17 protein-coding genes are annotated in these 24,032 nt (G+C 73.3%); 10 read left to right on the forward strand and 7 right to left on the reverse strand.

The window, feature by feature from the left end; genetic code table 11:
* The first annotated feature begins 106 nt into the window (after positions 1 to 106).
* The 3 genes from AB0C22_RS19910 (at position 107) to purE (ending at position 4,023) form a co-directional block, all read left to right on the forward strand.
* On the forward strand, positions 107 to 2,143 hold the full coding sequence (locus tag AB0C22_RS19910) for a thioredoxin domain-containing protein (protein ID WP_219467285.1): 2,037 nt from the start codon (positions 107 to 109) through the stop codon (positions 2,141 to 2,143).
* 231 nt (positions 2,144 to 2,374) lie between these two features.
* Complete coding sequence (locus tag AB0C22_RS19915) at positions 2,375 to 3,535, forward strand: 5-(carboxyamino)imidazole ribonucleotide synthase (RefSeq protein ID WP_219467287.1); 1,161 nt, start codon at positions 2,375 to 2,377, stop codon at positions 3,533 to 3,535.
* Complete coding sequence (gene purE / locus AB0C22_RS19920; protein ID WP_208568512.1) at positions 3,532 to 4,023, forward strand: 5-(carboxyamino)imidazole ribonucleotide mutase; 492 nt, start codon at positions 3,532 to 3,534, stop codon at positions 4,021 to 4,023. Before AB0C22_RS19915 ends, purE begins: the two co-directional genes overlap by 4 nt.
* 149 nt (positions 4,024 to 4,172) lie before the next feature.
* Here purE and AB0C22_RS19925 read toward each other — a convergent pair whose 3' ends face one another.
* Complete coding sequence (locus AB0C22_RS19925) at positions 4,173 to 9,065, reverse strand: permease (protein ID WP_357536291.1); 4,893 nt, start codon at positions 9,063 to 9,065, stop codon at positions 4,173 to 4,175.
* Between the two features lie 155 nt (positions 9,066 to 9,220).
* Complete coding sequence (locus AB0C22_RS19930; RefSeq protein WP_208568510.1) at positions 9,221 to 10,648, reverse strand: UDP-glucose/GDP-mannose dehydrogenase family protein; 1,428 nt, start codon at positions 10,646 to 10,648, stop codon at positions 9,221 to 9,223.
* Between the two features lie 247 nt (positions 10,649 to 10,895).
* Between AB0C22_RS19930 and AB0C22_RS19935 the strand changes: the two genes are divergently transcribed.
* Positions 10,896 to 12,059 carry an acyl-CoA dehydrogenase family protein gene (locus AB0C22_RS19935; RefSeq protein WP_357536293.1) on the forward strand — a complete coding sequence of 388 codons (1,164 nt, stop codon included), beginning with the start codon at positions 10,896 to 10,898 and terminating at the stop codon, positions 12,057 to 12,059.
* Positions 12,060 to 12,177: 118 nt separating this feature from the next.
* Here AB0C22_RS19935 and AB0C22_RS19940 read toward each other — a convergent pair whose 3' ends face one another.
* Positions 12,178 to 13,329 (reverse strand): helix-turn-helix domain-containing protein, encoded by a 1,152-nt coding sequence (locus AB0C22_RS19940; RefSeq protein WP_357536295.1) that lies wholly within the window; start codon positions 13,327 to 13,329, stop codon positions 12,178 to 12,180.
* Positions 13,326 to 13,478 (reverse strand): hypothetical protein, encoded by a 153-nt coding sequence (locus tag AB0C22_RS19945; RefSeq protein WP_208570977.1) that lies wholly within the window; start codon positions 13,476 to 13,478, stop codon positions 13,326 to 13,328. Before AB0C22_RS19945 ends, AB0C22_RS19940 begins: the two co-directional genes overlap by 4 nt.
* Positions 13,479 to 13,697: 219 nt before the next feature.
* Between AB0C22_RS19945 and AB0C22_RS19950 the strand changes: the two genes are divergently transcribed.
* Positions 13,698 to 14,489, forward strand: a complete 792-nt coding sequence (locus tag AB0C22_RS19950; protein WP_357536297.1) for a GntR family transcriptional regulator — start codon at positions 13,698 to 13,700, stop codon at positions 14,487 to 14,489.
* A 72-nt stretch (positions 14,490 to 14,561) separates the two neighbouring features.
* On the opposite strand, the gene AB0C22_RS19955 is transcribed toward AB0C22_RS19950, so the two are convergent.
* A complete protein-coding gene (locus AB0C22_RS19955) occupies positions 14,562 to 15,236 on the reverse strand; it encodes a hypothetical protein (protein WP_208570975.1) in 675 nt (224 codons plus the stop codon).
* 23 nt (positions 15,237 to 15,259) lie between these two features.
* Between AB0C22_RS19955 and AB0C22_RS19960 the strand changes: the two genes are divergently transcribed.
* Together AB0C22_RS19960 and AB0C22_RS19965 are read left to right on the forward strand one after the other, a co-directional pair.
* A complete protein-coding gene (locus AB0C22_RS19960) occupies positions 15,260 to 15,775 on the forward strand; it encodes an acyl-CoA thioesterase (RefSeq protein WP_091248315.1) in 516 nt (171 codons plus the stop codon).
* 547 nt (positions 15,776 to 16,322) lie between these two features.
* Positions 16,323 to 18,404: an acetoacetate--CoA ligase gene (locus AB0C22_RS19965; protein WP_308291128.1), complete on the forward strand. Its 2,082-nt coding sequence runs from the start codon at positions 16,323 to 16,325 to the stop codon at positions 18,402 to 18,404.
* Between the two features lie 366 nt (positions 18,405 to 18,770).
* Here the strand turns inward: AB0C22_RS19965 and AB0C22_RS19970 are convergent, their stop codons facing one another.
* Positions 18,771 to 19,460, reverse strand: coding sequence for a TIGR03089 family protein (locus AB0C22_RS19970; RefSeq protein ID WP_219467299.1), 690 nt, complete (start codon positions 19,458 to 19,460; stop codon positions 18,771 to 18,773).
* Between the two features lie 151 nt (positions 19,461 to 19,611).
* Here AB0C22_RS19970 and AB0C22_RS19975 point away from each other — a divergent pair, with 151 nt between their 5' ends.
* Together AB0C22_RS19975 and AB0C22_RS19980 are read left to right on the forward strand one after the other, a co-directional pair.
* The gene (locus AB0C22_RS19975; RefSeq protein WP_219467335.1) at positions 19,612 to 20,757 is read left to right on the forward strand and encodes a glycosyltransferase family 1 protein; all 1,146 of its coding nucleotides are present in this window, start codon (positions 19,612 to 19,614) and stop codon (positions 20,755 to 20,757) included.
* A gap of 63 nt (positions 20,758 to 20,820) precedes the next feature.
* The gene (locus AB0C22_RS19980) at positions 20,821 to 21,912 is read left to right on the forward strand and encodes a sugar phosphate nucleotidyltransferase (protein WP_219467337.1); all 1,092 of its coding nucleotides are present in this window, start codon (positions 20,821 to 20,823) and stop codon (positions 21,910 to 21,912) included.
* A 204-nt stretch (positions 21,913 to 22,116) separates the two neighbouring features.
* On the opposite strand, the gene AB0C22_RS19985 is transcribed toward AB0C22_RS19980, so the two are convergent.
* Positions 22,117 to 22,683 carry an NUDIX domain-containing protein gene (locus AB0C22_RS19985; protein WP_357536358.1) on the reverse strand — a complete coding sequence of 189 codons (567 nt, stop codon included), beginning with the start codon at positions 22,681 to 22,683 and terminating at the stop codon, positions 22,117 to 22,119.
* Between the two features lie 249 nt (positions 22,684 to 22,932).
* Here AB0C22_RS19985 and AB0C22_RS19990 point away from each other — a divergent pair, with 249 nt between their 5' ends.
* Entirely contained in the window at positions 22,933 to 23,970 is a 1,038-nt protein-coding gene (locus AB0C22_RS19990) for a hypothetical protein (protein ID WP_357536301.1), read from the forward strand.
* The last annotated feature ends 62 nt before the right edge of the window (positions 23,971 to 24,032 follow it).

Consider the following 24,032-nt stretch of genomic DNA (forward strand, 5'->3'; position numbering starts at 1 on the left):
CCGGTGCCGATCACCGCACCCGCACAGATCAAAGACGATGAATGTGAACGGGGGAAGGCCCGGTTTCGGCGGGACGGGTGCGCCCGGGGGTGGATAGGGTCGTCGGGTGAATCGACTCGCCCAGGCCACCTCGCCGTACCTGCTCCAGCACGCCGACAACCCGGTCGACTGGTGGCCGTGGTGCGACGAGGCGTTCGCCGAGGCGAAGCGGAGAGACGTCCCGGTGCTGATCTCGGTGGGCTACGCCGCCTGCCACTGGTGCCACGTGATGGCCCACGAGTCGTTCGAGGACGAGACGGTCGGCGCGCTGGTCAACGCCGGTTTCGTGGCGATCAAGGTGGACCGGGAGGAGCGGCCCGACGTCGACGCCGTCTACATGACCGCCACCCAGGCGATGACCGGCCAGGGCGGGTGGCCGATGACGGTCTTCGCCACCCCCGACGGCACCCCGTTCTTCTGCGGCACGTACTTCCCGAAGCCCAACTTCGTCCGGCTGCTGGAGTCGGTGGGCACCGCGTGGCGGGAGCAGCGGGAGGCCGTACTGCGGCAGGGTGCGGCGGTGGTCGAGGCGATCGGCGGCGCCCAGGCCGTCGGCGGCCCCACCGCCCCGCTCACCGCCGACCTGCTCGACGCCGCCGCCACCCAACTCGCCACCGAGTACGACGAGACGAACGGCGGCTTCGGTGGCGCACCGAAGTTTCCGCCGCACATGAACCTGCTGTTCCTGCTCCGGCACCACCGGCGCACCGGGTCGGCGCGCAGCCTGGAGATCGTCCGGCACACCGCCGAGGCGATGGCCCGGGGCGGCCTGTACGACCAGCTCGCCGGGGGGTTCGCCCGCTACTCGGTGGACGCCCACTGGACGGTGCCGCACTTCGAGAAGATGCTCTACGACAACGCCCTGCTGCTGCGGGTCTACACCCAGCTGTGGCGGCTCACCGGCGACCGGCTGGCCCGCCGGGTGGCCCGGGACACCGCCCGGTTCCTCGCCGACGAGCTGCACCGCCCCGGCGACGGCTTCGCCTCCGCGCTCGACGCCGACACCGACGGGGTGGAGGGCCTCACCTACGCCTGGACCCCGGCCCAGCTCGTCGAGGCGCTCGGCGAGGACGACGGCCGCTGGGCCGCCGACCTGTTCGACGTCACCGAGGCGGGCACCTTCGAGCACGGCACGAGCGTGCTGCGGCTGGCCCGGGACGTCGACGACGCCGACCCGCAGATCCGGGCCCGCTGGCGCAGCGTGGTGGGCCGGCTGCTGGCCGCCCGGGACACCCGCCCCCAACCGGCCCGCGACGACAAGGTGGTGGCCGCCTGGAACGGCCTGGCGGTCACCGCGCTCGTCGAGTTCGTCCAGGTCGCCGCGCTCTGCGCCGACCCCGGCGACGAGGACGCCAACCTGATGGACGGGGTCGCCATCGTCGCCGACGGGGCGCTGCGCGACGCCGCCGAACACCTGGCCGGCGTGCACCTGGTCGACGGCCGGCTCCGCCGGGCCTCCCGCGACCGGACGGTCGGCGAGCCGGCCGGTGTGCTGGAGGACTACGGCTGCGTGGCCGAGGCGTTCTGCGCGGTGCACCAGCTCACCGGCGAGGGCCGCTGGCTGGAGTTGGCCGGTGGCCTGCTGGACGTGGCGCTGGCCCGGTTCGCCGCCTCCGACGGCGGTTTCTACGACACCGCCGACGACGCCGAACGGCTGGTCACCCGGCCGGCCGACCCGACCGACAACGCCACCCCGTCGGGCCGGTCGGCGATCGTGGCGGCGCTGAGCGCGTACGCGGCGTTGAGCGGGGAGACCCGCTACCGGGAGGCGGCGGAGGCGGCCCTGTCGACCGTCGCACCGATCGTCGGCCGGCACGCCCGGTTCACCGGGTACGCGTCGTCCGCCGGTGAGGCGCTGCTGTCCGGGCCGTACGAGATCGCGGTGGTCACCGACGACCCGGCCGGGGACCCGCTGGTCGCCGCCGCGCACCGGCACGCCCCACCCGGTGCGGTGGTGGTCGCCGGCCGGCCCGACCAGCCCGGGGTGCCGCTGCTCGCCGACCGGCCGCTGGTCGACGGGCGGCCCACCGCGTACGTCTGCCGGGGGTTCGTCTGCCAACGGCCGGTGACCTCGGTCGAGGAGCTGGTCGCCCAGCTCACCTGAGCCGACCCCGCCAGGGGCCGGCGGGCTGCCTGCCGGGCGGCTGTCCGCCCGGCCCGGTGCCGGGGGGCGGCCCGCCGGGGCGGTGACCGGCTCGGGTGGTCGCCCACAGGGAGCGGTGACCGGCTCGGGTGGTCGCCCACAGGGAGCGGTGCCCGGTTTCGGGTGGTGGTCCGCTCAGCCGGGTGGCCCTCGGGCCGGGCGGCGAACGGCCCCGGTTAGGCTGGTGGCGCTATGGATTCCCGTACCGGTCTGCCCGTCGTCGGCATGGTGGGTGGCGGCCAACTGGCCCGGATGACCCACCAGGCCGCCATCGCCCTCGGCCAGTCACTGCGTGTGCTGGCGCTCGCCCCCGACGACGGTGCCGCGCTCGTCGCCACCGACGTGCAGTACGGCGACCACACCGACCTCGCCGCGCTGCGCACCTTCGCCAAGGGTTGCGACGTGGTCACCTTCGACCACGAGCACGTCCCGACGGAGCACATCCGCACCCTCGCCGCCGAGGGCGTGAAGCTCTTCCCGCCCGCCGAGGCGTTGTTGCACGCCCAGGACAAGCGGGTGATGCGGGAACGGCTCGGTGCGCTGGGCGCACCCAACCCGGCGTGGCGGCCGGTGGAGGCCCCTGCTGACCTGCTCGCCTTCGGTGCGGAGCAGGGCTGGCCGGTGGTGCTCAAGGCGGCCCGGGGCGGCTACGACGGGCGTGGCGTGTGGCTGGTCGACGACGCCGGGCAGGCCGCCGAGCTGGCCGCCACCCTGCTCGCCGGGGGCACCTCGCTGATCGTCGAGGAGCGGGTGGCGCTGCGCCGGGAGCTGGCCGTGCAGGTGGCCCGCTCACCGTTCGGGCAGGTCGCCGCATATCCGGTGGTGGAGACGGTGCAGCGGGACGGGATCTGCGTCGAGGTCCTCGCTCCCGCCCCCGACCTGGCGGAGGAGTCGGCGGTCGCCGCCCAGCAGCTCGCCATCGACCTGGCCACCGCGCTCGGTGTGGTCGGCCTGCTGGCGGTGGAGCTGTTCCAGACCGACACCGGGCTGGTCGTCAACGAGCTGGCGATGCGCCCGCACAACTCCGGGCACTGGACCATCGAGGGGGCCCGGACCTCGCAGTTCGAGCAGCACCTGCGGGCGGTGCTCGACTACCCGATGGGGGACACCGCGCTGACCGCCCCGGTGGTGGTGATGGCGAACGTGCTCGGCGGTGAGCCGGGGGGGATCTCCCTCGACGAGCGGCTGCACCACCTTTTCGCCGCCGAACCGGGTGCCCGGGTCCACCTGTACGGCAAGCAGGTCCGACCCGGCCGCAAGATCGGGCACGTCACGGTGCTCGGCAACGACCTGGACGACGTACGGGCACGGGCCGCACGGGCCGCCCGTTGGCTGCGGGAGGGGCACGGGTGAGCACCGTCGGGCTGATCATGGGCAGCGACTCGGACTGGCCGGTGATGAGAGCCGCCGCCGACACGCTTGACGAGTTCGAGGTGCCGTACGAGGTGGCGGTGATCTCCGCGCACCGCACCCCGGTCAAGATGATCGAGTACGGCCGGGACGCCGCCGACCGGGGACTCCAGGTGATCATCGCCGGGGCGGGGGGTGCCGCCGCGCTGCCCGGCATGGTGGCTTCGGTCACCCCGCTGCCGGTGATCGGCGTACCGGTCCCGCTCAAGCATCTGGACGGAATGGACTCGCTGCTGTCCATCGTGCAGATGCCGGCCGGGATCCCGGTGGCCACCGTGTCGATCGGCAACGCCCGCAACGCCGGCCTGCTCGCGGTCCGCATCCTCGCGGCCACCGACCCGGCCCTGCGCGCCCGGATGGTCGCCTTCCAGGCCGACCTGGAGGACCTGGTCGCCGAGAAGGACGCCGCCCTCCGCGCCTCCCTGACCTGACCCCCGCAGCCCCACCCTGGCCTGGGCCGCCCACGATCTGCGGCCCAGGCCGTGACCACCCACGACCACCCGGCCCAGGCCGTGACCACCCACGACCACCCGGCCCACTGAGCCCGGCCACGTCCGAACCCCGCCGTGACCCTCCGGCTTCATCTCATGGAGCGCAGGGCGGTCTGGAGCCGGTCCTGGGCGCGGCGGCGACGTTCGTTGCTCGCCCCGAGCACCAGCAGCACCAGGCCGACCGGGATGAGCACCAGCCACGGGCCGAGGCTGAACAGGGCGTGTACGGCCGCGATCGCGGTCACCGCCGCGCCGACGATCACCGGGGCCTGCTGCCGGCTGGTCGAGCCGAAGACGAGCACCGCCACCGCGCCGAGCAGCAGCAGCACCTGGCGCAGCATGCTGGAGTCGGTGGCCAGCACGATCGCCAGGGTCGGCACGAATGCCGCGACGAGTGCCGGGCCGTACGCCACCCAGCTGGACAGGTCGGGGCGGTGGCGCAACTCCAACATGCCGACCAGGAGGGCGAGCGCCGCGAACGGCAGCGTGTACGCCTCGGGCAGCGCCACGTCGGCGACCCGCATCAGGATCCACCAGGCGACGATCTCGCAGGCGACCACCGCCCAGAAGAGGATCCGCCGCTCCACCGGTCGCCGGCCCGGCCGGACGGCGGCCACCCCCAGCACGGCACCCCAGGCGGCGAGCAGGGCGGCGATGTGCCGGGGGGAGTCGAACGCCAGGGCCAGGGCGATGAGCGCGGCGGCGTACCCGCTCCACTCGACGGTGGCGGCCTCCCGGTGCGCCTCGGGCCGCCGTAGCCGGGGCAGCGTCGCGGCGAAGACCTGCAACGCCGCGCCCACGGCGAGCACCCCGAACGCCGACCAGACGGCGGGGAAACCGGCCACCAGCCCGGCGGTGAGCACGAAGAGCTGCGCCATCAGCGAGGCGAACAGCCAGCCGAGGATGCGGGCCCGCCCGGTGGTGCCGACGAGCGCGGCGACGGCCCCGACGCCGACGGCGCCGCCCAGGGTGAACAGGGTCAGCCCTTCACTGGCCAGGCTGCCGGCCAGCCCCGCGCCACCACCGGCCAGCCCGATGACGAAGACCAGCACCCGGGCCAACCGCAGCGACCGGGCCCGCTCCGCCAGCGGGGGTGGCGGGGTCAACGCGAGGCCCAGCATCGAGATGGTGAACACGGCGAGGGCGGCCAGGGCGTTCTGCGGCCAGGCCATGCCCAGGGCGATCGGGGTGATCAGCAGCGTCACCGCCAGGCCGGGCAGCACCACCGGCACCGCCCGGGACCGACGCCCACCGGACAGGCCGGTGGCGGCCAGCGCGGCGGTGCCGGTGAGCAGCAGCGCGGTGAGCACGTGCGTCGGGTCGACCAGTTTCGGTGGCGGGGTACGCAGCTGCGGCGGTGGGCCCTGCCAGATGTGGGCGAGCATCCGGTGCGGCTCGACCAGCGCCACGAAGAGCAGCGGTGCGAGGGAGATCAGGGCCAGCACGGTGGGCACGGCCGCCGCGGCCAGCGCCCCGGCGGCGGGGTCGATCCGCCAGCGTCGTTGCGTACCGTCGTCGGGCAGCCGGCGCAGCGCCCCGTCCAGCAGGACCGTCCAGCGGCGGGTCGGCTGGGCGGACCCGACCGGTGGCACGGTCGCCGCCCGGACGAGTTCGGCGAGCACCCCGAGTAGTGCGGCTGCGGCGGCGAACACCCCGGACGGCAGGTCGACGAAGATGGCGGCCAGCGCGCTGACGGTGGCTCCACCGGCGATCGCCGCGCTCGCGTACGGCAGGTACTGCGGCACCTGGCGGCGGACGGCGGCCACGGCGGCGAGGCCGAAGCTGGACGCGGCCAACGCGGCGGTCAGCACCACCTGCGACCCGTGGCCGAACTCGGCGGCGAGGGCGGCCACCGCACCGGGGAGCGTGAGCAGCGCGGCGGCGGTCGCCAGGCCACCGATCTGCACCAGGTGTGGCGGCATCCCCTCGGTCTCGACGTCGTCCACCAGGGAGGGGGCGACGGACCGGGCGACCGCCGCCACGGCCAGACCGATCAACGCGATGCCGCCCAGGGCGAGCGCGGTGGTCCACGGGCGCACCAGCCCGGCTCCGGCGGCGTGCAACGCGACCACCCCGGCCACGGTGGCCCGGGACAGCCCGGCGCGCGGGTCGGCGGACGCCACCGCGGCCATGGCGAAGACGGTGGCGACGGTCAACCCCACCAGGACCGGTGACCACCAGGGCAGGTCGAAGGCGGCCGGGACACCGATGGTGGCGAGCACCGCGCCGATGCCCGCCACGTCGTACTTCCAGGGGGTGGGGAGCAGGATCGCGGCGGCGAGCGCGAGCAGCGCCAGCGCGACCGGGGCCTGCCAGGCCGAGCCACCGGTCGGTGCGGCCGGCCAGGCGGTGAGGTCCCCGGCCCAGATGGGGCCCGGGGTGGCCAGCACACCCACCCCGCCGCGCAGCGTCGACCAGCCGGCCAGCACCCCGATCAGGGCGGCACCGACGGCGATACCGAGCACCGGGCCGCGCCGCCACTCCTCGGGCATCGCCCGGGCGGCGACGGCGACCACCAGCACCAGCACGGCGGCGACCGCGAGCTGCCCACCGGGGGAGATCACCGCGGTGATCCGGGCCAGGGTGGCGATCAGTGCGGCGGTGACGGCGGCGGCGGCCAGGTCCGCGCCGTCCAGCGCCAGGTCGGAACGCCGACCCGCGTCGATCCGGCCGGCGAACAGCAGCAGCAGCGTGGCGATCAGCACCAGCCCACCGAGCCAGGCGTCGGCGGCGGTGCGTCCCGGGGCGAAGAAGGCGGCCCCGATCACCGCCAACGCGCCCAGCCCGGTGCCGACGGCGTGCGGCAGGCTCAGGTGCCGCTGCGACACCTGCATCATCGCCGCGTAGCCGAGGGTGACGCAGACGGCCAGGAAGCCCGCCGCGAGGATCGGCACCGTCAGTTCCCGCAGCACCGCCGGGGTGAGCGCCGGCCCGGGCGGCTCGGTGGCCGCCACGAACGCGGTGACCGCGCCGGGCAGCGCGAATGCCGCCCCACCGGCCGCCCAACCGGACAGGACGTCGGCGGCGGCCGGGGCGATGCGTACCCGGGGCGCGAGCGCCACCAGCACGCCCGCCAGCATCAGCACGGCCAGTGCGGCGGCAGCCACCGACGGCCGGCTCAGGGCGGCGCCGGCCCCGACGAACCCGACGACGGTGGCGGTGCCGGCGTGCACCACGGCCGCCCGGGTCGTGCCGGCGGAGATCCCGGCGACGCCGATCGCGACCGCCGCCAGCACCATCGGCCAGGGGGCCGCCACCCAACCCAGACCCAGTGAGGCGGGTACGGCCAGCGCGGTCAGGCCCGCGCCGACCACCGCGAACTCGCGGCGGATCTCCGGCGGCAGGGCCAGCACCGCCGCGACGGTGAGCAACAGGGCGCTGGCGGCGAGCTGCCCGGCGGACGGCCCGGCCGTCGCGGCCACCTCGCCAGTGAACGCGGACAGGTCGGCCCGCCAGGCCGGCAACGCCGCCTGGACCGGGGCCAGCCCGGCCCGCAGCGCACCGCCGGCCACCACCAGGCCGCTGACGGTCAGCGCTGCGGCGGAGGCGAGCTGCGGCCCCCGTCGGGCTGCTTCCGGTACGGCCCGCACGGCCAGCCCGGTCAACGTGATGACGGCGGCGATCAGCAGCAACGCCCGGTCCGGGAAGGCCACCGAGGCGATCCGCCCGAGCGCGCCGATCACGGCCAGGGTGAGGATGCCGGCCCCCACGTCCGGCAGCGGCGGGCGGCGCAGCAGCAGGGTGCCGGCCAGGGCCACCGCCGCGGCCAGCAGCAGCGCCGCACCCGCCCCGGTGGCTGCCGGTACGGTCTGCACCCGCAGCAGGGCGGTGACCGCGTACGCCAGGGCGAGCGCCACCGCCACCCCGTGCAGCAGCCAGGTCGCCTCGGGCAGCCCTGGCACCGGTCGGGCGGGCCCGGTCGGGGTGGCCGCCGAGCCGTCGAGGATCTCGCCCGTCTCCTCGGGTGCGCCCTCCGGCCGGCCGTCCGGGGTGACCCGCTGCCGGGGCGGGGCGGTGGTGCCGCCGGTCGCGGCTTCCGGTGGGGCCGGTCGTTCCCGCATGATGCCGGAGCGCACCAGTCCGAGGTCGAGCACGGCCACCACGGTGAACACCACCGCCCAGCCGGTCGGGCCGCTGATCCACCCGTACGCCAGCAGCGGCACCACGGGTTGGGCGGCCAGCACCGCCGCGAACCGGGGGGCCCGCAGGCCGGTGCCGACGGCGTAGGCGAGGGCGACCCCGGTGGTCAGCGCGAAGATCATCCCGGAGAAGACCGCGCCGGACGCGCCGATCCGGTCCACCGCCCACAGCGCGTACCCGGCCAGCGGCACCAGCAGCAGGCCGACCGTGGAGATCGTCTCGGCGGTGGAGGTCAGGCCCCGTTTGGCCAGCACCGGCGGGGCGAGCAGCAGCAGGACGGTGGCGACCAGCAGGATGCCGAGTCGGGCCAGGGCGTCCATCGAGCTGGTCGCGACGGCGGCGAAGACCACTGCGGCCACCGCCAGCACCAGTGCGCCCAGCCCGAGTGGGATGTTCTGCACCTCCCGGGAGGAGGCCTCGGCCGGGTGTTCCGGGTTGTCCGCGCCCAGCCAGGTGGCGGTCCGGTACGGCGGTGGGAGCGGGGGTTCGTCCGGACCGGCCGGGGTGCCCTGCCGGGGCACCCGGGGTGGCGCTCCGGTGGCGGCGGTCGGCGGTCGACGGCCCGGCTTGCGGCGCAGCACCCGGCGCGGGCGGGTGGCCTGCTTGACGCGTTCGTCACCGGCGTGGGCGAGGATGTCCCGCTGGAAGAGGGCGGCCTGCATCTTCGCGGCGATCTGCCGTTGTTCGCGGGCGATCTCGGCGTCGCGTGCCTTCATCTCCGCGATGGAGCGTTCGATGTCGGCCAGGTGTTCGCGCCACTGCGGTTGCTCGGCCCCGCAGTCGGGGCAGCGGGCCGCCGCCTTCATCTGCCGCCCGCACGAGGAGCACTGGAAGTTCTCCACGACATCCCTCCACCCGGCCGGCCGCACTGTGGACGCCGTCCCCACGCAGCATGCCCTGAGCGGGCGTGGATTTCGACACCTGCCGCTCCGTTAGGGGCACAAAAAACGCGTCGGTGCGGGAGTGTCACCTCCCGCACCGACGCGTTCCGGTGTCGTCAGGGGCGGCCCATGCCCCGGTATTCCCAGCCCGCCTGGGTCCACAGTGCCGCGTCGAGGCAGTTGCGGCCGTCCACGACCTTGCGCCCGGCGGCCAGTTCGCCGAGGGCCACCGGGTCGGCGTTGCGGAAGTCGGCCCACTCGGTGAGTACGCAGACCAGGTCGGCCCCGGAGACCGCGTCGTTCACGCTGTCCTCGAAGACCAGTTCCGGGGCGACCCGGCGGGCGTTCTCGGTGCCCTGCGGGTCGTACACGTGCACGTCGGCGCCGGCCTTGGCGAGCAGCGCGGCGACGGCGAGGGCCGGGGCGTCGCGGACGTCGTCGGTGTTGGGTTTGAAGGTCGCGCCGAGCACGGCGATCCGGGTGCCGGAGAAGTCCGGGCCGGCCGGGCCGGAGCGGCGGCCGAGCAGGTCGGCGGCGAGCTGGAGGACCCGGGTGCGGCGGCGCAGGTTGATCAGGTCGACCTCGTGCAGGAACCGCAGCGCCTCGCCGGCACCCAGCTCCTGGGCGCGGGCCTGGAAGGCGCGGATGTCCTTGGGCAGGCAGGCGCCGCCGAAGCCGAGGCCGGCCTGGAGGAACCGGTTGCCGATCCGGGGGTCGTAGCCGATGGCGCGGGCGAGCTGGGTGACGTCGCCGCCGCTGGCCTCGCAGACCTCGGCCATCGCGTTGATGAAGGAGATCTTGGTGGCCAGGAAGGCGTTCGCGGCGACCTTGACCAGTTCGGCGGTGGCGAAGTCGGTGACCACCAGCGGGACCTCCCGGTCCTCGGTGGCGGCCAGGTCGAAGACGCCCTTGTGGGCGGCGTAGAGCATGGCGTTGGCCCACTCGCTCTTGACCCCGACCACGATCCGGTTGGGGCGCAGCACGTCGTCGACGGCGAAGCCCTCCTGGAGGAACTCGGGGCTCCAGGCCACCTCGACGCCCAGGTCGGTCGGGGTGTGCTTGCCGACGAGCTGCTCCACCCACTCGGCGGTGCCGACCGGGACGGTGGACTTGCCGACGATCAGCGCCTTGCGGGTCAGCTGCTGGGCCAGGGCGGTCACCGACGCCTCGACGTACGACAGGTCGGCGCCCATGCCGTCGGCGCGCTGCGGGGTGCCGACGCAGATGAAGTGCACGTCGCCGAAGTCGGCGGTCTCGGCGATGTCGGTCGAGAACCGCAGCCGGCCGGCGGCCAGGTTACGCCGTAGCAGCTCGTCGAGGCCCGGTTCGTGGATCGGCACCTCGCCCGCGTTCAGCTTGGCGATCTTGTCGGCGTCGACGTCGAAGCCGAGCACCTCGTAGCCCAGTTCGGCATAGCAGATGGCGTACGTCGCGCCGAGGTAGCCGGTGCCCAGGAAGGTCACCCGGGGGCGCGGCGCACCCGAGGGGGGCGTCACCGGGGAGATGGTCGGCGCCGGCTGGATGTTCGGGTACGGGATCGTCACGCCTGTCTTCTCCGCTCGCGCTGGCGGCGCTTCACTGCGTCGCAATCGGCTGCGGCGCCTGGCCGGGCACCGATGGAAAAACCTGTCGTTCGGTCAGCGTAGTTGTGCGCTCTCGGGGGCCGTGCGGCGTGATCCTACCTGTCGGTAACATGACGGGGGTCGCGATGGCTATTCTTCAACCGCGGCAGTCGGCGGCCTGAGGGACGTCACAGACTGCGCATGATAGCCGTGAAATGGGAGGGTCGACATGGCCGCAGAGCAGACGTTCGACGTCTACCGGTTGCCCGAGGAGCACGACGCGGTCCGCGAGGCGGTCCGCGACGTCTGTGCCGCCAAGGTGGCCCCGCACGCGGCCGAGGCCGACGAGACCGGTGAGTTCCCCCAGTCGTCGTACGACGCGCTGCGGGCCGCCGACTTCCACGCCCCGCACATCCCGGTGGAGTACGGCGGTGCCGGCGCGGACGCCCTGGCCACCGCGATCGTCATCGAGGAGGTCGCGCGGGTCTGCGCGTCGTCGTCGTTGATCCCGGCGGTGAACAAGCTCGGCACGATGCCGCTGATCCTGGCCGGGTCCGAGGAGTTGAAGCAGCGGTACCTGACCCGGGTCGCCTCGGGTGAGGGGATGTTCTCGTACTGCCTGTCGGAGCCGGAGGCGGGCAGTGACGCGGCGTCGATGACGACGCGGGCGGTGCGTGATGGTGATCACTGGGTGCTCAACGGGGTGAAGCGGTGGATCACCAACGCCGGCGTGTCGGAGTTCTACACGGTGTTCGCGGTGACCGACCCGGCGGCCCGCTCGCGGGGGATCTCCGCGTTCGTGGTGGAGAAGTCCGACCCGGGGGTGAGCTTCGGTGCTCCGGAGAAGAAGCTCGGCATCAAGGGCTCTCCGACGCGGGAGGTCTACCTCGACAACGTGCGGATTCCCGCTGACCGGATGATCGGCGAGCCGGGGACCGGGTTCGGCACCGCGATGCGGACCCTGGACCACACCCGGGTCACCATCGCCGCGCAGGCCGTCGGGATCGCCCAGGGGGCCCTGGACTACGCCAAGGGCTACGTGCAGGAGCGCAAGCAGTTCGGTAAGGCGGTCGCCGAGTTCCAGGGCATCCAGTTCATGCTCGCCGACATGGGGATGAAGTTGGAGGCGGCCCGGCAGTTGACGTACGCGGCGGCCGGGAAGTCGGAGCGCGGCGACGCCGACCTGACCTATTTCGGGGCGGCGGCGAAGTGTTTCGCCTCGGACGCGGCGATGGAGATCACCACCGACGCGGTGCAGTTGCTGGGCGGGTACGGCTACACCCGGGACTACCCGGTCGAGCGGATGATGCGCGACGCCAAGATCACCCAGATCTACGAAGGCACCAACCAGGTCCAACGCATCGTCATGGCCCGCCAGTTGCTCAAGGACTGACCGCCGGGTTCGTTGCTCCTCCGTTCCGGACGCCTGCTTCGCACCTGACAGGCAAGGTGCGAAGTGGGTGTCAAGTTCCGTGAGCTGCCGACGATCTCGATGTGCGGCTGCTGGCGGGTCAGCGGGTGAGGCCGACGGTGGTGGCGAGGCGGGCCACGTCGGCGGCTGGCGGGCCGCTGCGGGCGATCTCGGCGACGAGGGTACGCGCGGCGGGGCGGTAGCGGACCTCGGCGGGCGCGATGGTGTCGGCCTCGACCAGCGTACGACCGGCGGCGGCGAGGTCACCGGCGTCGAGGTAGGCGCGGGCGGCGTCGACGAGGTGCGCGGCCCGATGCTCGACGGGAAGCCGACGCCAGTCGTCGCGCCCGATGGCCTTCTCGTGGTGGTGGACCGCCACGGCCGTGTCGCCGAGGCGCAGGGCGGTCAGGAAGCGGGCCAGCAGCACGGCGGCGGGGCCGAACGCGGTGTGGTGCGGGTCGTCGCCGCTCGTACACCGGTTGGCGAGGACGGTGGCGTGGTCGATCAGGTCGTCGGCGCGGCGGCCGTCACCACAGCCGGCGGCGGCCAGCGCGGCCTGGAGGAACAGCGTCCCGCGTACCGCGTCGTGGGTGGCGGTGCCGATGGCGGCGACGGCGGCGGTGAGGGCGAGCCGGTCGCGGCCGAGCGCGCGCAGCGCCTGGGCCACGACGATGGTCGCGGTGCCGGCGCGGACGGGGTCCCCCACGGCGGCGGCGACGGCCCGGTCGGCGGCGAGCCAACCGAGATCGGCCTCACCGAGCTTGACCAGCACCGATGCGGTGATCCGGTACGCGGCCACCAGCGGTCCCGGGCTGGCACGGGCGGCGTCGAGCAGGCTGGGCAGGGCCCGGAGCAGTTGCGTGTAGTGGGCGTGCTGGTAGGTGAGCCAGGCGTGCGCGACATGCCGCCCCAGTTCGTCGGGCGACACCGTCCGGGCCGGACGCTGGTGGTGGTAGCGGGCCAGGGCGGCGCGGACCGCGTCGACACCGTCGAGGCCGGCGGTCACGGGCGGTAGCGGTCTGCGGGGGTCGAGCAGGGTGGCCGGGTCGAGGCGCAGCACCTCGGCGATCTCCTGGACGGTCGAGTAGCGGTCCAGGCTGCGTACGCCGCGTTCGACCTTGTCCACCCAGCTCTTCGACTTGCCGAGCCGGTCGGCGAGCATCTGCTGGGTCATCCGGCGGCGTACCCGCCAGCGGGCCACCCGCCGGCCGATCGGCAGCTCGTCGACGTCGGTCAGCGCCGGCCGGTTCACCGGTCCCGCTCCACCGGCGGGGGTACGGCCACGGTGGTGGACTCCCCGCAGCGCGGACACCACCTCGACTTGACCCGGAACGCCAGCAGCCCGACCAGAAAGCCCGGCACCAGGCCCCCGAACACGATCGATACCACTTCAGACCTCATGATCACTCTTACCTTCGGTAAGCGGGGCTGTGAGCTGCGCAGATAGCTCTGAGTGAGGGCTCCTGCACTGCTACCGAAAGTTAGCGCACTAACTCTGGATCAGTAAAGGATTTAATTGTGCTAACTTTCGGATCATGAACGTTTGACATTGTTTGCTGCGCCTGCGGAGACGTGGTCGACTTGACCGTGAGTAGGTGTGTCCACGTGGAGGGGTCATCCATGACCGGCAGGGAGCCGCCCAACTATCAGCGCGTCGTGGATGACCTGCGACAGCGGATCCTTGGCGGTGAACTGTCCTCTGGGGACAAGCTGCCCACCGAGAGGGAACTCCAGCAGCGCTGGGGCTTCTCCAGCACCGTCATCAAGCACGCCCTCACCATGCTCCGCAGCGAAGGGCTCATCGAAGGCCGACGGGGATCGGGCAACTACGTCCGCAGCCGCACATCGCTCGTGCGTCGCGCCCACTCTCGGGACCTGCGCAACCGCATCGGCAGCACGTCACCGTTCGCCCGGGACAGCGAAGCCGCAGGCAAGCAACCGAGCTGGGAGTCTGACAGCGAGAAGATCCCCGCGACGCCCCGCATCGCCGAACGGCTCGGCATCCGGCCCGGCGACGTCGTCATGCACACCAGGTACCGCTACCTGGCCGACGGAGCCCCGATACAACTTGCCGACTCGTACGAGCCGCTGGCCCTCACCGGCGGTACGCCGATCGAGTACCCCGAGCGAGGTCCGATCATCGGCGTGGTCGCTCGGATGGACTTCATCGGTGTGGCCGTCGACCGGTTTGTGGAAGAGGTGACGACCCGGCAGGCGATGCCCGAGGAAGCTGCCGCCCTCGAACTCGACCGGCGCGGCGGCAGGTGGGTGATCGAAGTCGAGCGCACCTACTTCGCCGGGCGGACCGCAGTGGAAACCGCCGACATCGTGTTTCCTGGTGACCGTTACCGACTCGTCTACGAGTTGCCCGTCGATCCCTGGTCACCGCCCGAGGGGGCCGAGCCGTCCTGACAACGGCTCGGCCGTGAAGAAGCCGTACCGGATGATCGGGTGGGCCAGTCGTGCCGGCCCACCCGTCAGCGGTCAACGGTTGTCGGGGCTGTTCTCCGGCTTGGCCCCGTAGCGCGGCGGGGCGGACCACGGCGACTCGGTGCCGGCCCGCCGGGGCAGCGGCTCGGTGGGGGTGTCCAGGTCGGGGTAGCCGAGGGTGAGCGGCGCGGTGTCCGGCTCGCTGCGGGCGGGCGGACCGGCCGGCGGCCAGTCGCTCGTGGCATAGCTGGGCGGTGGCGGGTCGTCGTAGTCGGCCGGGGCCGATTCCGTCCCGGTCGCCGGCTGCGGCCAGCGCCGCCACCGCTGGGCGCTGAACACGGCCATCAGCAGCAGCACGCCGATCAGGAACAGGGTGCCGTTCTGCACCGGCTGGTGCAGCGGCAGCGGGTCGCCGAGCACCTTCCAGCCGCTCGGGATCCAGTCGAGCACGGTGAACGGGGCGATGAACATCCCGACGTACGGGGTGACCAGCAGCAGCCCGGCGACGAGCGGGCCGAGCGGCGAGGTGCGCAGCGTGCCGACCAGGCCGAGCAGGATACCGGCGACGCCGAGGTAGACGGTCGGCTCGATCAGGTTGGCCGTGTTGTACGTGCCGATCTCCACCCAGCGGTCCACGGTCCGGCCCGACCCGTCCTGCCCGAGGGTGATCAGCACCCACGTGACGGGTGCCACCACCAGCCCGGCGAGGAAGCTCCAGAGATGTCGCATTGGCGCACCGTACCGTTTCTGCCATGACCGAGCACCCCACCACCCCTCCCGGCAAGCCGACGTCGTACTCCCGGGTCACGCTGAGTCGCATCATGACCGCTGTCGATGTCAACCTGTACGGAACCGTGCACGGTGGGGTGTTGATGAAGTTCGTCGACGACGTGGCCGGGGCGGCGGCGGCCCGGCACAGCGGCGGTACGGCGGTGACCGCCTCCATCGACGAGATCGTCTTTTCCGAGCCCGTCCGGGTGGGTGACCTGGTGCACGCCCACGCCCAGGTCAACTGGACCGGCAACACCTCGATGGAGGTCGGGGTGAAGGTGGTCGCCGAGCGCTGGGACTCGGCCGAGGACGAACCCGTCCGGGTGGCCACCGCCTACCTGGTCTTCGTCGGTGTGGACGTGGCCGGCGCCCCCCGCCCGGTCCGCCCCGTCCTCCCGGAGACCCCAGACGATCACCGCCGCTACAAGGAGGCCGAGATCCGCCGAGCCCACCGCCTGGCCAAACGCCGCGCCATCCAAGCCCACCGCGCCTCCTGACCCCCTCCGTCCCCCCAAGCTCCCCCTTCCCACCCCTGCCCCCCGGCTCCCCCTCCCGCCCCGGTGATCAAGAGATTTACGTCAGCTCCGCGCCCAGTCCTGCCCCAAACCTCTTGATCACCACCCCCCAGCCCCCGGCTGCACCCGGCGTTGGGCGTCCCAGCCCGGTGATCAAGAGGTATACGTCAGGTATCGGCTCAATGTTGACGCGAACCTCTTGATCACCGGCGCCAGCCCGTCGCTTCGGCCGGGGCGGAATGTGTCGGTCCGGTGATCAAGAGGTATGCGTCAGGTTCGGGCTGGAATTTGACCCGAACCTCTTGATCAACGGGGTCTGGTCGATGGGTCAGCTGGATCAGTGGGAGATGGGTGCTTGATCAGCGGGTTGAGCCGGACTCGGCAGCGGGGGTGGGGACGGATTGTGTGCGCGGGGCACGTTTCCGTGGTGGGCCCCGGTGTGGATGATGGCGCTGCGAGGTAGGCAAGATGGCGGTATGGCCGGGCACAGTGCCGTGTGGGCCTCAGGGAGGGTGGAGCGGTGGGTGACGTGCTGTGGACGCCGCCGGCGGACGTACGCGAGCGGTCCCGGATCGGTGGCTACCTGCGGTGGCTGCGGGAGCACCGGGGGCTGGACTTCGCCGACTACGACGCGCTGTGGCAGTGGTCGGTCACCGACCTGGACGCCTTCTGGCGCTCGATCTGGGACCACTTCGAGGTGGTGGCGCACACCCCGCCGACGGCGACCCTGACCGATGCGGCGATGCCCGGTGCCCGGTGGTTCCCCGGCGCGACGCTCAACTACGCCGAGAACGTGCTGCGGCTGCCCGGCCGCGCCGATGACGACCCGGTGGTGGTCGCCCACTCCCAGACCCGCCCGCCGGTCACCCTGACCGCCGCCGAGCTGCGCGAACAGGTCCGTCGAGTGGCGGCCGGGCTGCGCCGCCTCGGCGTCGTCGCCGGGGACCGGGTGGCCGCGTACGCGCCGAACATCCCCGAGACGTACGTGCTGCTGCTGGCCACCAGCAGCCTCGGGGCGATCTTCTCGTCCTGTGCCCCGGAGTTCGGCACCCGGAGTGTCGTCGACCGCTGGCAGCAGATTGCCCCGAAGGTCCTGGTGGCCGTGGACGGCTACCGGTACGGCGACAAGCCGGTCGACAGGCGGGCCGAGGTGGCCGCGATCCGGGCCGCCCTGCCGTCGCTGACCCACACCGTCCACATCCCCTACCTGCACCCGACCGGCCCCGACGGCTTCGCCCCGGCCGGTTCCGACCGCGCTGCCCCTCCGGCCGGTTCCGACGGCGCTGCCCCGGCATCCGCGCTGCCCGGTGGTGCCGTCGGCGGTGCGGAGGCCGCGCCGGGCGGCGTACCACAGAGCAGCCTGAGCTGGGCCGACCTGGCGGCGGAGACCGACGGGGCGTTGACCTTCACCCCGGTCCCGTTCGACCACCCGCTCTACGTGCTCTACTCCTCGGGCACCACCGGCCTGCCGAAGCCGATCGTGCACGGGCACGGCGGCATCCTGCTCGAACATCTCAAGATGCTCGCCCTGCACCACGATCTCGGCCCGGCCGACCGGTTCTTCTGGTTCACCACCACCGGCTGGATGATGTGGAACTTCCTGGTCTCCGGGCCGGCCGTCGGGGCGACGATCGTGCTGTTCGACGGTAACCCCGGCCACCCCGACCTGGGCGAGCTGTGGCGGCTGGCCGACGAGACCGGCACCACCTATTTCGGCACGTCCGCGCCGTTCCTGTTGGCCTGCCGCAAGGCCGGCTTGGTGCCCAGGGACGTCGCCGACCTGTCCGCGCTGCGCGGGGTCGGCTCCACCGGAGCGCCGCTGCCCGCCGAGGGCTTCACCTGGGTGTACGACACGGTCGGCACCAACCTCCAGCTCCAGTCGTTGTCCGGGGGGACGGACGTCTGCACCGGCTTCGTCGGCGGTGTGCCGCTGCTACCGGTGTACGCCGGTGAGATCACCTGCCGGGCGCTCGGTGCGAAGGTGGAGGCCCGCTCAGCCGACGGCACCCCCGTCCTCGGCGAACTGGGCGAACTGGTGATCACCGCGCCTATGCCGAGCATGCCGGTGGGGTTCTGGAACGACCCGGACGGTCGCCGCTACACGGAGGCGTACTTCGACGTCTATCCCGGGGTGTGGCGGCACGGCGACTGGATCACCATCAACGAGCGGGGCGGCTGCGTGATCACCGGCCGGTCCGACGCCACCCTCAACCGGGGCGGCGTACGCCTCGGCACGGCCGAGTTCTACTCGGTGGTGGAGGGCCTCGACGAGGTGGTCGACTCGGTCGTGGTGCACCTGGAGGACGACGAGGGCGGGGCGGGGGAGCTGCTGCTGTTCGTGGTGCTCGCCGAGGGCCTCGAACTCGACGACGCGTTGCGCCGCAAGATCGCCCGCGAGCTGCGTACCGCCCTGTCGCCCCGGCACATCCCCGACGAGATTCACCAGGTCCGGGCAGTGCCGCGCACGTTGTCGTCCAAGAAACTGGAAGTCCCGGTCAAGAAGATCCTCACCGGCACTCCGGTCGACTCGGCAGCTGCCCAGGGTGCCCTGGCCAACCCGGAGTCCCTCACCGCCTTCGCCGCCTTCGCCCAAACCCGCCCCACCCCCTAACCCCACCCACCCCTGCCCCCGGCTCCGCCCTGCCCGTCTCCTGCCCGCCCGCTCTACCCGTGCCCTGCCCGCCCCGCCCCGCCCCGTGCCCTGCCCGCCCCGCCTCGCCCGCCCCGCCTCGCCCCGGTGATCAAGAGCTTTACGTCAATCCGCCCCCTGTTTCTGACCCAAACCTCTTGATCACCGAACACCAGCGCCATCGAGGTCGGGTGATCAAGAGGTTTACGTCATTTGTCGGCGGAATTTTGACGTAAAGCTCTTGATCACCGGGGCGAGGCGAGGAGGGCGGGGCGAGGCGGGGAGGGCGGGGGGAAGCGGGGAGGAAGCGGCGGGGGTGGGGTGGGAGCAGGGCGGAGGGGGTGGGGGTCAGGGGAGGGTGTGGGTGGTGCGTTCGGTGGTGGCGCGGGTGGGGAAGCGGGAGCGGTCGGGGTTGCCGGTCAGCACGACCGTCGCCCCCCGCAGCAGCGGGGCGAGCAGCCAGTCGCGCGGGTCGGGGTGGGTGGTCGCGTCGATGAGCAGCCGGTCGCCGGGGGCGATGCCGAGGGCCGTCGCGCGGGCGTCCGCCTCGGCCAGCAGGGCCGCGTCGGTGGGGCCACCCTGGCCGGACGGGGTGAAGTGGTCACCCTGGGTGCGTACCTCGACGACGTAGTCGGCGAAGCCGGCGGGGACCTCGCGCAGCGGGGCGGCGAACGGGGCGAGCGCCAGCGCGTACCGGTCGCCGGCCGGCCAGGCGTCGACCTCGGCCACCCGGTCGGCGGCGGCGAAGAGCACGTCCACGTCACCCGGTTCGTCACGCACCGTCAACCCGGCCGACCAGCAGCCGAGTAGCACGGCGGCGGTCTGCCAGTGCGGTGGCAGCAGCACCCCGGCCGGGTCGCCGGGGCTCAGGGCCAGCTCGTCGACCAGCAGGTTGGCGGTCTTGGCCACCCAGTTCGCCAGGGTCGCGCCGGAGAGTTCGGTGCGTTCGCCGGTGGCGTCGTCGTACCAGGTCAGCAGGGGGCGGGCGGGGTCGGCCGCGATCGCGGCGGCGAACACCCGGGCAATGTTGTCGGCCATCGGCGCGAACGATACGCCCCTGTCGCCCGTATTCGATGACGATGACAAGTCGGCGTACGGTCGGGTCGGAGTCAGCGTCCGTACCGGGCTCCGGCGTAGGCTTGCCCGGAGTGTTGTTTCCCACAGACCAGTCAGTGCAAGGAGTCGCCCCGTGACCGCCGGTCGCCCGCCCCGCGTGCTCATCGACGCCACGAGTGTCCCCGCCGACCGTGGCGGCGTCGGTAGATACGTCGATGGCCTGCTCGGAGCCCTCGGCACAGTCTGCGGGGAGACGGTCGACCTGGTCGTGGTGAGCCTGCGTACCGACCTGGAGCGTTACACCCGGATGCTGCCCGGGGCCGAGGTGATCCCCGCCCCGGCCGCTGTCGCCCACCGCCCGGCCCGGCTCGCCTGGGAGCAGACCGGCCTGCCGCTGCTCGCCCAGCAGGTCGGTGCCGAGGTGCTGCACTCGCCGTTCTACACCTGCCCGCTGCGGGCCGGCTGCCCGGTCACGGTGACCGTGCACGATGCGACGTTCTTCACCGAGCCGGAGCACTACGACAAGTCCCGGCGGACGTTCTTCCGCAGCGCGATCAAGACGTCGCTGCGCCGGGCCAGCCGGGTGATCGTGCCGAGCAAGGCCACCCGCGACGAGTTGATCCGGCTGCTCGACGCTGACCCGACCCGGATCGACGTGGCCTACCACGGGGTCGACCAGAGTGCCTTCCACGCCCCGGGCGAGGAGGAGAAGGCCCGGGTGCGGGCCCGGCTCGGGCTCGCCGGCAGCAGCTACGTCGCCTTCCTCGGGGCCAAGGAGCCGCGCAAGAACGTACCCAATCTGATCCGGGGGTGGGCGCGGGCGGTGGGCGATCGGGAGAACCCGCCGGCCCTGGTGATCGCCGGTGGCCAGGGCCACGACGAGGACATCGACCGCGCGGTGGCCGAGGTCCCGTCGCACCTGCGGTTGCTGCGTCCCGGCTACCTGCGCTACGCCGACCTGCCCGGCTTCCTTGGCGGGGCGCTGGTCGCCGCCTACCCGTCGTACGGCGAGGGGTTCGGTCTGCCGATCCTGGAGGCGATGGCCTGCGCCGCGCCGGTGCTCACCACGCCCCGGCTCTCACTGCCCGAGGTGGGCGGTGACGCGGTCGCGTACACCAGTGAGGACCCGGACCAGATCGCCACCGACCTGGCCGCCCTGCTCGACGACGAGCAGCGGCGGTTGTCGCTGGCCAAGGCGGGTTTCGACCGGGCCAAGGAGTTCACCTGGGCGTCCAGCGCCGAGGTGCACATCGCCGCCTGGAGCCGGGCGCGTTCCTGAGTGGTCGCTGACCGTACGGCGGACCCGGCATCCGACCTGTGGCGGTTCGGGCATGATGTGCTGATGCTCTACGCCGTCATCCCGGCGGGTGGCAGCGGCACGAGGTTGTGGCCGCTGTCCCGCGCGGGGCACCCCAAGTTCCTCCATCCGCTCACCGGCACCGACGCGTCGCTGCTCCAGGCGACCGTGGGCCGGCTCGCGCCGTTGACCACACCGGAGCACATCCTGGTGGTCACCGGGGCCGCCCACGCGGCGGCGGTGGCCCGGCAGCTGAGCGGGGTGCCGGAGGAGAACATCCTGGTGGAGCCGTCGCCCCGGGACTCCTGCGCGGCGATCGCCCTGGCGGCGGCGGTGATCGCCCGGCGGGACGAGGCGGCGGTGATGGGCTCCTTCGCCGCCGACCACCTGATCCGTGACCCGGCCACCTGGGTGCAGACGGTCCGGGCGGCGATCGGCGGTGCCGAGCAGGGGCTGCTGATGACGGTGGGGATCACCCCGACCCGGGCGGAGACCGGTTACGGCTACCTGGAGACCGGTGAGCCGACCGGCGACGGCCCGCTGCGTCCGGTGACCGAGTTCAAGGAGAAGCCGGCCGCGTCGGTCGCCGAGGCGTACCTGCGTTCGGGTCGGCATCTCTGGAACGCCAGCATGTTCGTCTGGCGGGTGGACGTCTTCCTCGCCGAGCTGGCCCGCCAGCAGCCCGCCCTGCACGCCGGGGTGATCTCGATCGCGGCGGCCTGGGGCACCCCCGAGCAGGACGAGGTCCTCGGCGCGGTCTGGCCGACACTGCCGAAGATCTCCGTCGACTACGCGGTGATGGAGGGCGCGGCCACCGCCGGCCGGGTCGCCACCGTGCCGGGTGACTTCGGCTGGAACGACGTGGGTGACTTCCACACCCTCGGCGAGGTGTTGCCCGCCGACCCGGCCGGCAACGTGGTGCTGGGCACCGACGCCAAGCCCGGGGTCCTGCTGCACGACGCCCACGACCTGGTGGTGGTGCCGCAGTCGGGTCGGCTGGTCGCCGCTCTCGGGGTCCGTGACCTGATCGTGGTGGACACCCCCGACGCGGTGCTGGTCTGCCCGCGCGACCGGGCCCAGGACGTCAAGGCCCTGGTCGACGAGCTGAAAGCCCGGGGCGAGGACGGGCTGGTCTGACTGTCGGGGCGGCCTGACCCCCGCCCGGTGGTATGCCGCTGCGACCGTCGGGCTTTCCGGCCGCCCGGACGGGCCCACCGCCGGGGGCGGGTCGGCTGTCTCCCGGGGTCGGCCGTCTCCCGGGTCGGCCGTCTGGCGGGTCGGCTGTCTCCCGGGGTCGGCCGTCTGGCGGGTCGGCCCCCGGGCGCGGGTCGGAGCGGGCGGTCAGCGGGCCCGGTGGGCGTGGACGGCCAGGGCCGGCGCGACGAGTTTGGCGGTCCCGCCGGCCAGCGGCTCCGGCAGCCGGTCGGTCGGGAACCAGCCGAGCGCCTCGGATTCGTCGCTGACCTGCTCGACCGCGTCCGGCGGGGCGAAGACCGCGAACCGCACGTCGTGGTGCAGCGAACCACCCTGGCAGGCCACCGGATGGATGTCCACGTCGATCGGTACGGGATCGATGACCAGCCCGGGGATGCCGGACTCCTCGGTGGCCTCGCGCAACGCCGCCCCGGCCAGTGTCTCGTCGCCCGGTTCGCAGTGCCCGCCCAACTGCACCCAGCGGTGCAGCTTGCCGTGCAGGCAGAGCAGCACCCGGGCTCCGGCGGCGTCGAGGATCAGCGCGCTCGCGGTGAGGTGCCCCGGCAGGTGGTGGCGGGTCAGGGCGACCGGGCCGGCGGCGAGGAGCGCGAGGGTGCGGTCCCGCGCCTCGGCGGCGTCCGGCCCGGTCGGCGTCCAACCGGCCAGCACCGCCACCGCGTCCGCGTGCAGCGCCACGTTTCCGTCGCCGGGCACTCCGGGGCGGGCTCCGCTGGTCCCGCCCGGCAGGGTGGCGGTGTCCGCCCGGCTGGCGCAGGTGGACCCGGCAGTCCTGCCCGGGTCGGCAGTCCTGCCCGGGTCGGCAGTCCTGCCCGGGTCGGCAGTCCCGCCCGGCTCGGTGGGGGCGGCTGGCTCGGTGGTGCCGGCCGGGGAGGGGACCGGGGTGGCGGGGAAGGCGTCGGGCATCCCGACACTCTACGAGCGTGCGCTCCGTACCCTGGCGCGGTGAGCCTGAGACTTCTGGAGTTCGTGGTGGCCGGCAACGAGGCCAGCGACCTGTTGCCGGTCCGGTCCCGGTCGCTGCTACGGGCGTACGACGCTGTCCGTGGTTTCTGGACCGTGCTCGACGAGGGGCCGGTGGAACACTGCCTCGCCCTGCTGCTGGAGCGCACCGACGGCGAGTGGGTCGCCCATCACGTGACGGCCGACGCGGGGACCGAGAACGGCCGTACCGAGGACGGTGAGGCGCTCGCCGCGCACGACGGCTGGGTGTACGTCTTCGGGTCGCACTTCGGTTCGAAGGCCGGCCCGCTGCGGCCCCGCCGTGCGTTCGTGGCCCGGTTCCGGGAGGACGACGCCGCCACCGGGACGCTGCCGGTGCAGGTGGTCCGCAACCGGTTCCGGGTGCACCGGGCGGTCAACGACGCCCTGGTCAAGGCGGCGTTCACCCCGTTGCCGCCGGGTGAGCGGGTCCGCCAGCGGTTCATCGGCGAGACGGTGTCCCGGGGTACGGCGCGGGCCAAGTCCTGGGTACGCCGGCTGGCCGACGGTGACCTGCCGCTGAACGTGGAGGCGGCGACGTTCACCCCGCACGGGACGGTGCTGCTGGGGCTCCGATTCCCGGTGACCGTGGACGGGGAACCGGTCCTGGTCGAGCTGGCCGGCATCCCGGAGATGTTCACCCCCGGTGGCGGCTGGCCGCGCGCCGGTCGGGCGTATGTGGTGACCGGTGTGACGCCGCCCGGTGCACTGGTGGGTTTCCGCGCGATCACCCCGACGCCCGACGGCGGGTACGCGGCGGTGGTCGGGTCGATCGACGCGCTCGGCAAGGGCTCGGTGCTGCTGGACGACCATCCGACCGGTGGCGATGTCACCTCACGGCACGTCCGGTTCCGCTGGGAGCCGACCGACGACGACCGGATCGCGGGTGAGGTGGCGGCCGAGTTGGCGCCGTTCCACAATGTCGAGGGGGTGGCCGAGGTGGACGGACGCAGCTTCTACGTCACCGACGAGGATCATCGGGTGGCGCTCTGGATCGGCTGAGCCGACCACCGCTCGGGTGGTGGGCCCGGGCGACACCTCCACGGAACCAGGGCCGCAGACCC

It is taken from the genome of Micromonospora sp. NPDC048894, from assembly GCF_040649765.1.
Classification (GTDB): domain Bacteria; phylum Actinomycetota; class Actinomycetes; order Mycobacteriales; family Micromonosporaceae; genus Micromonospora; species Micromonospora antibiotica.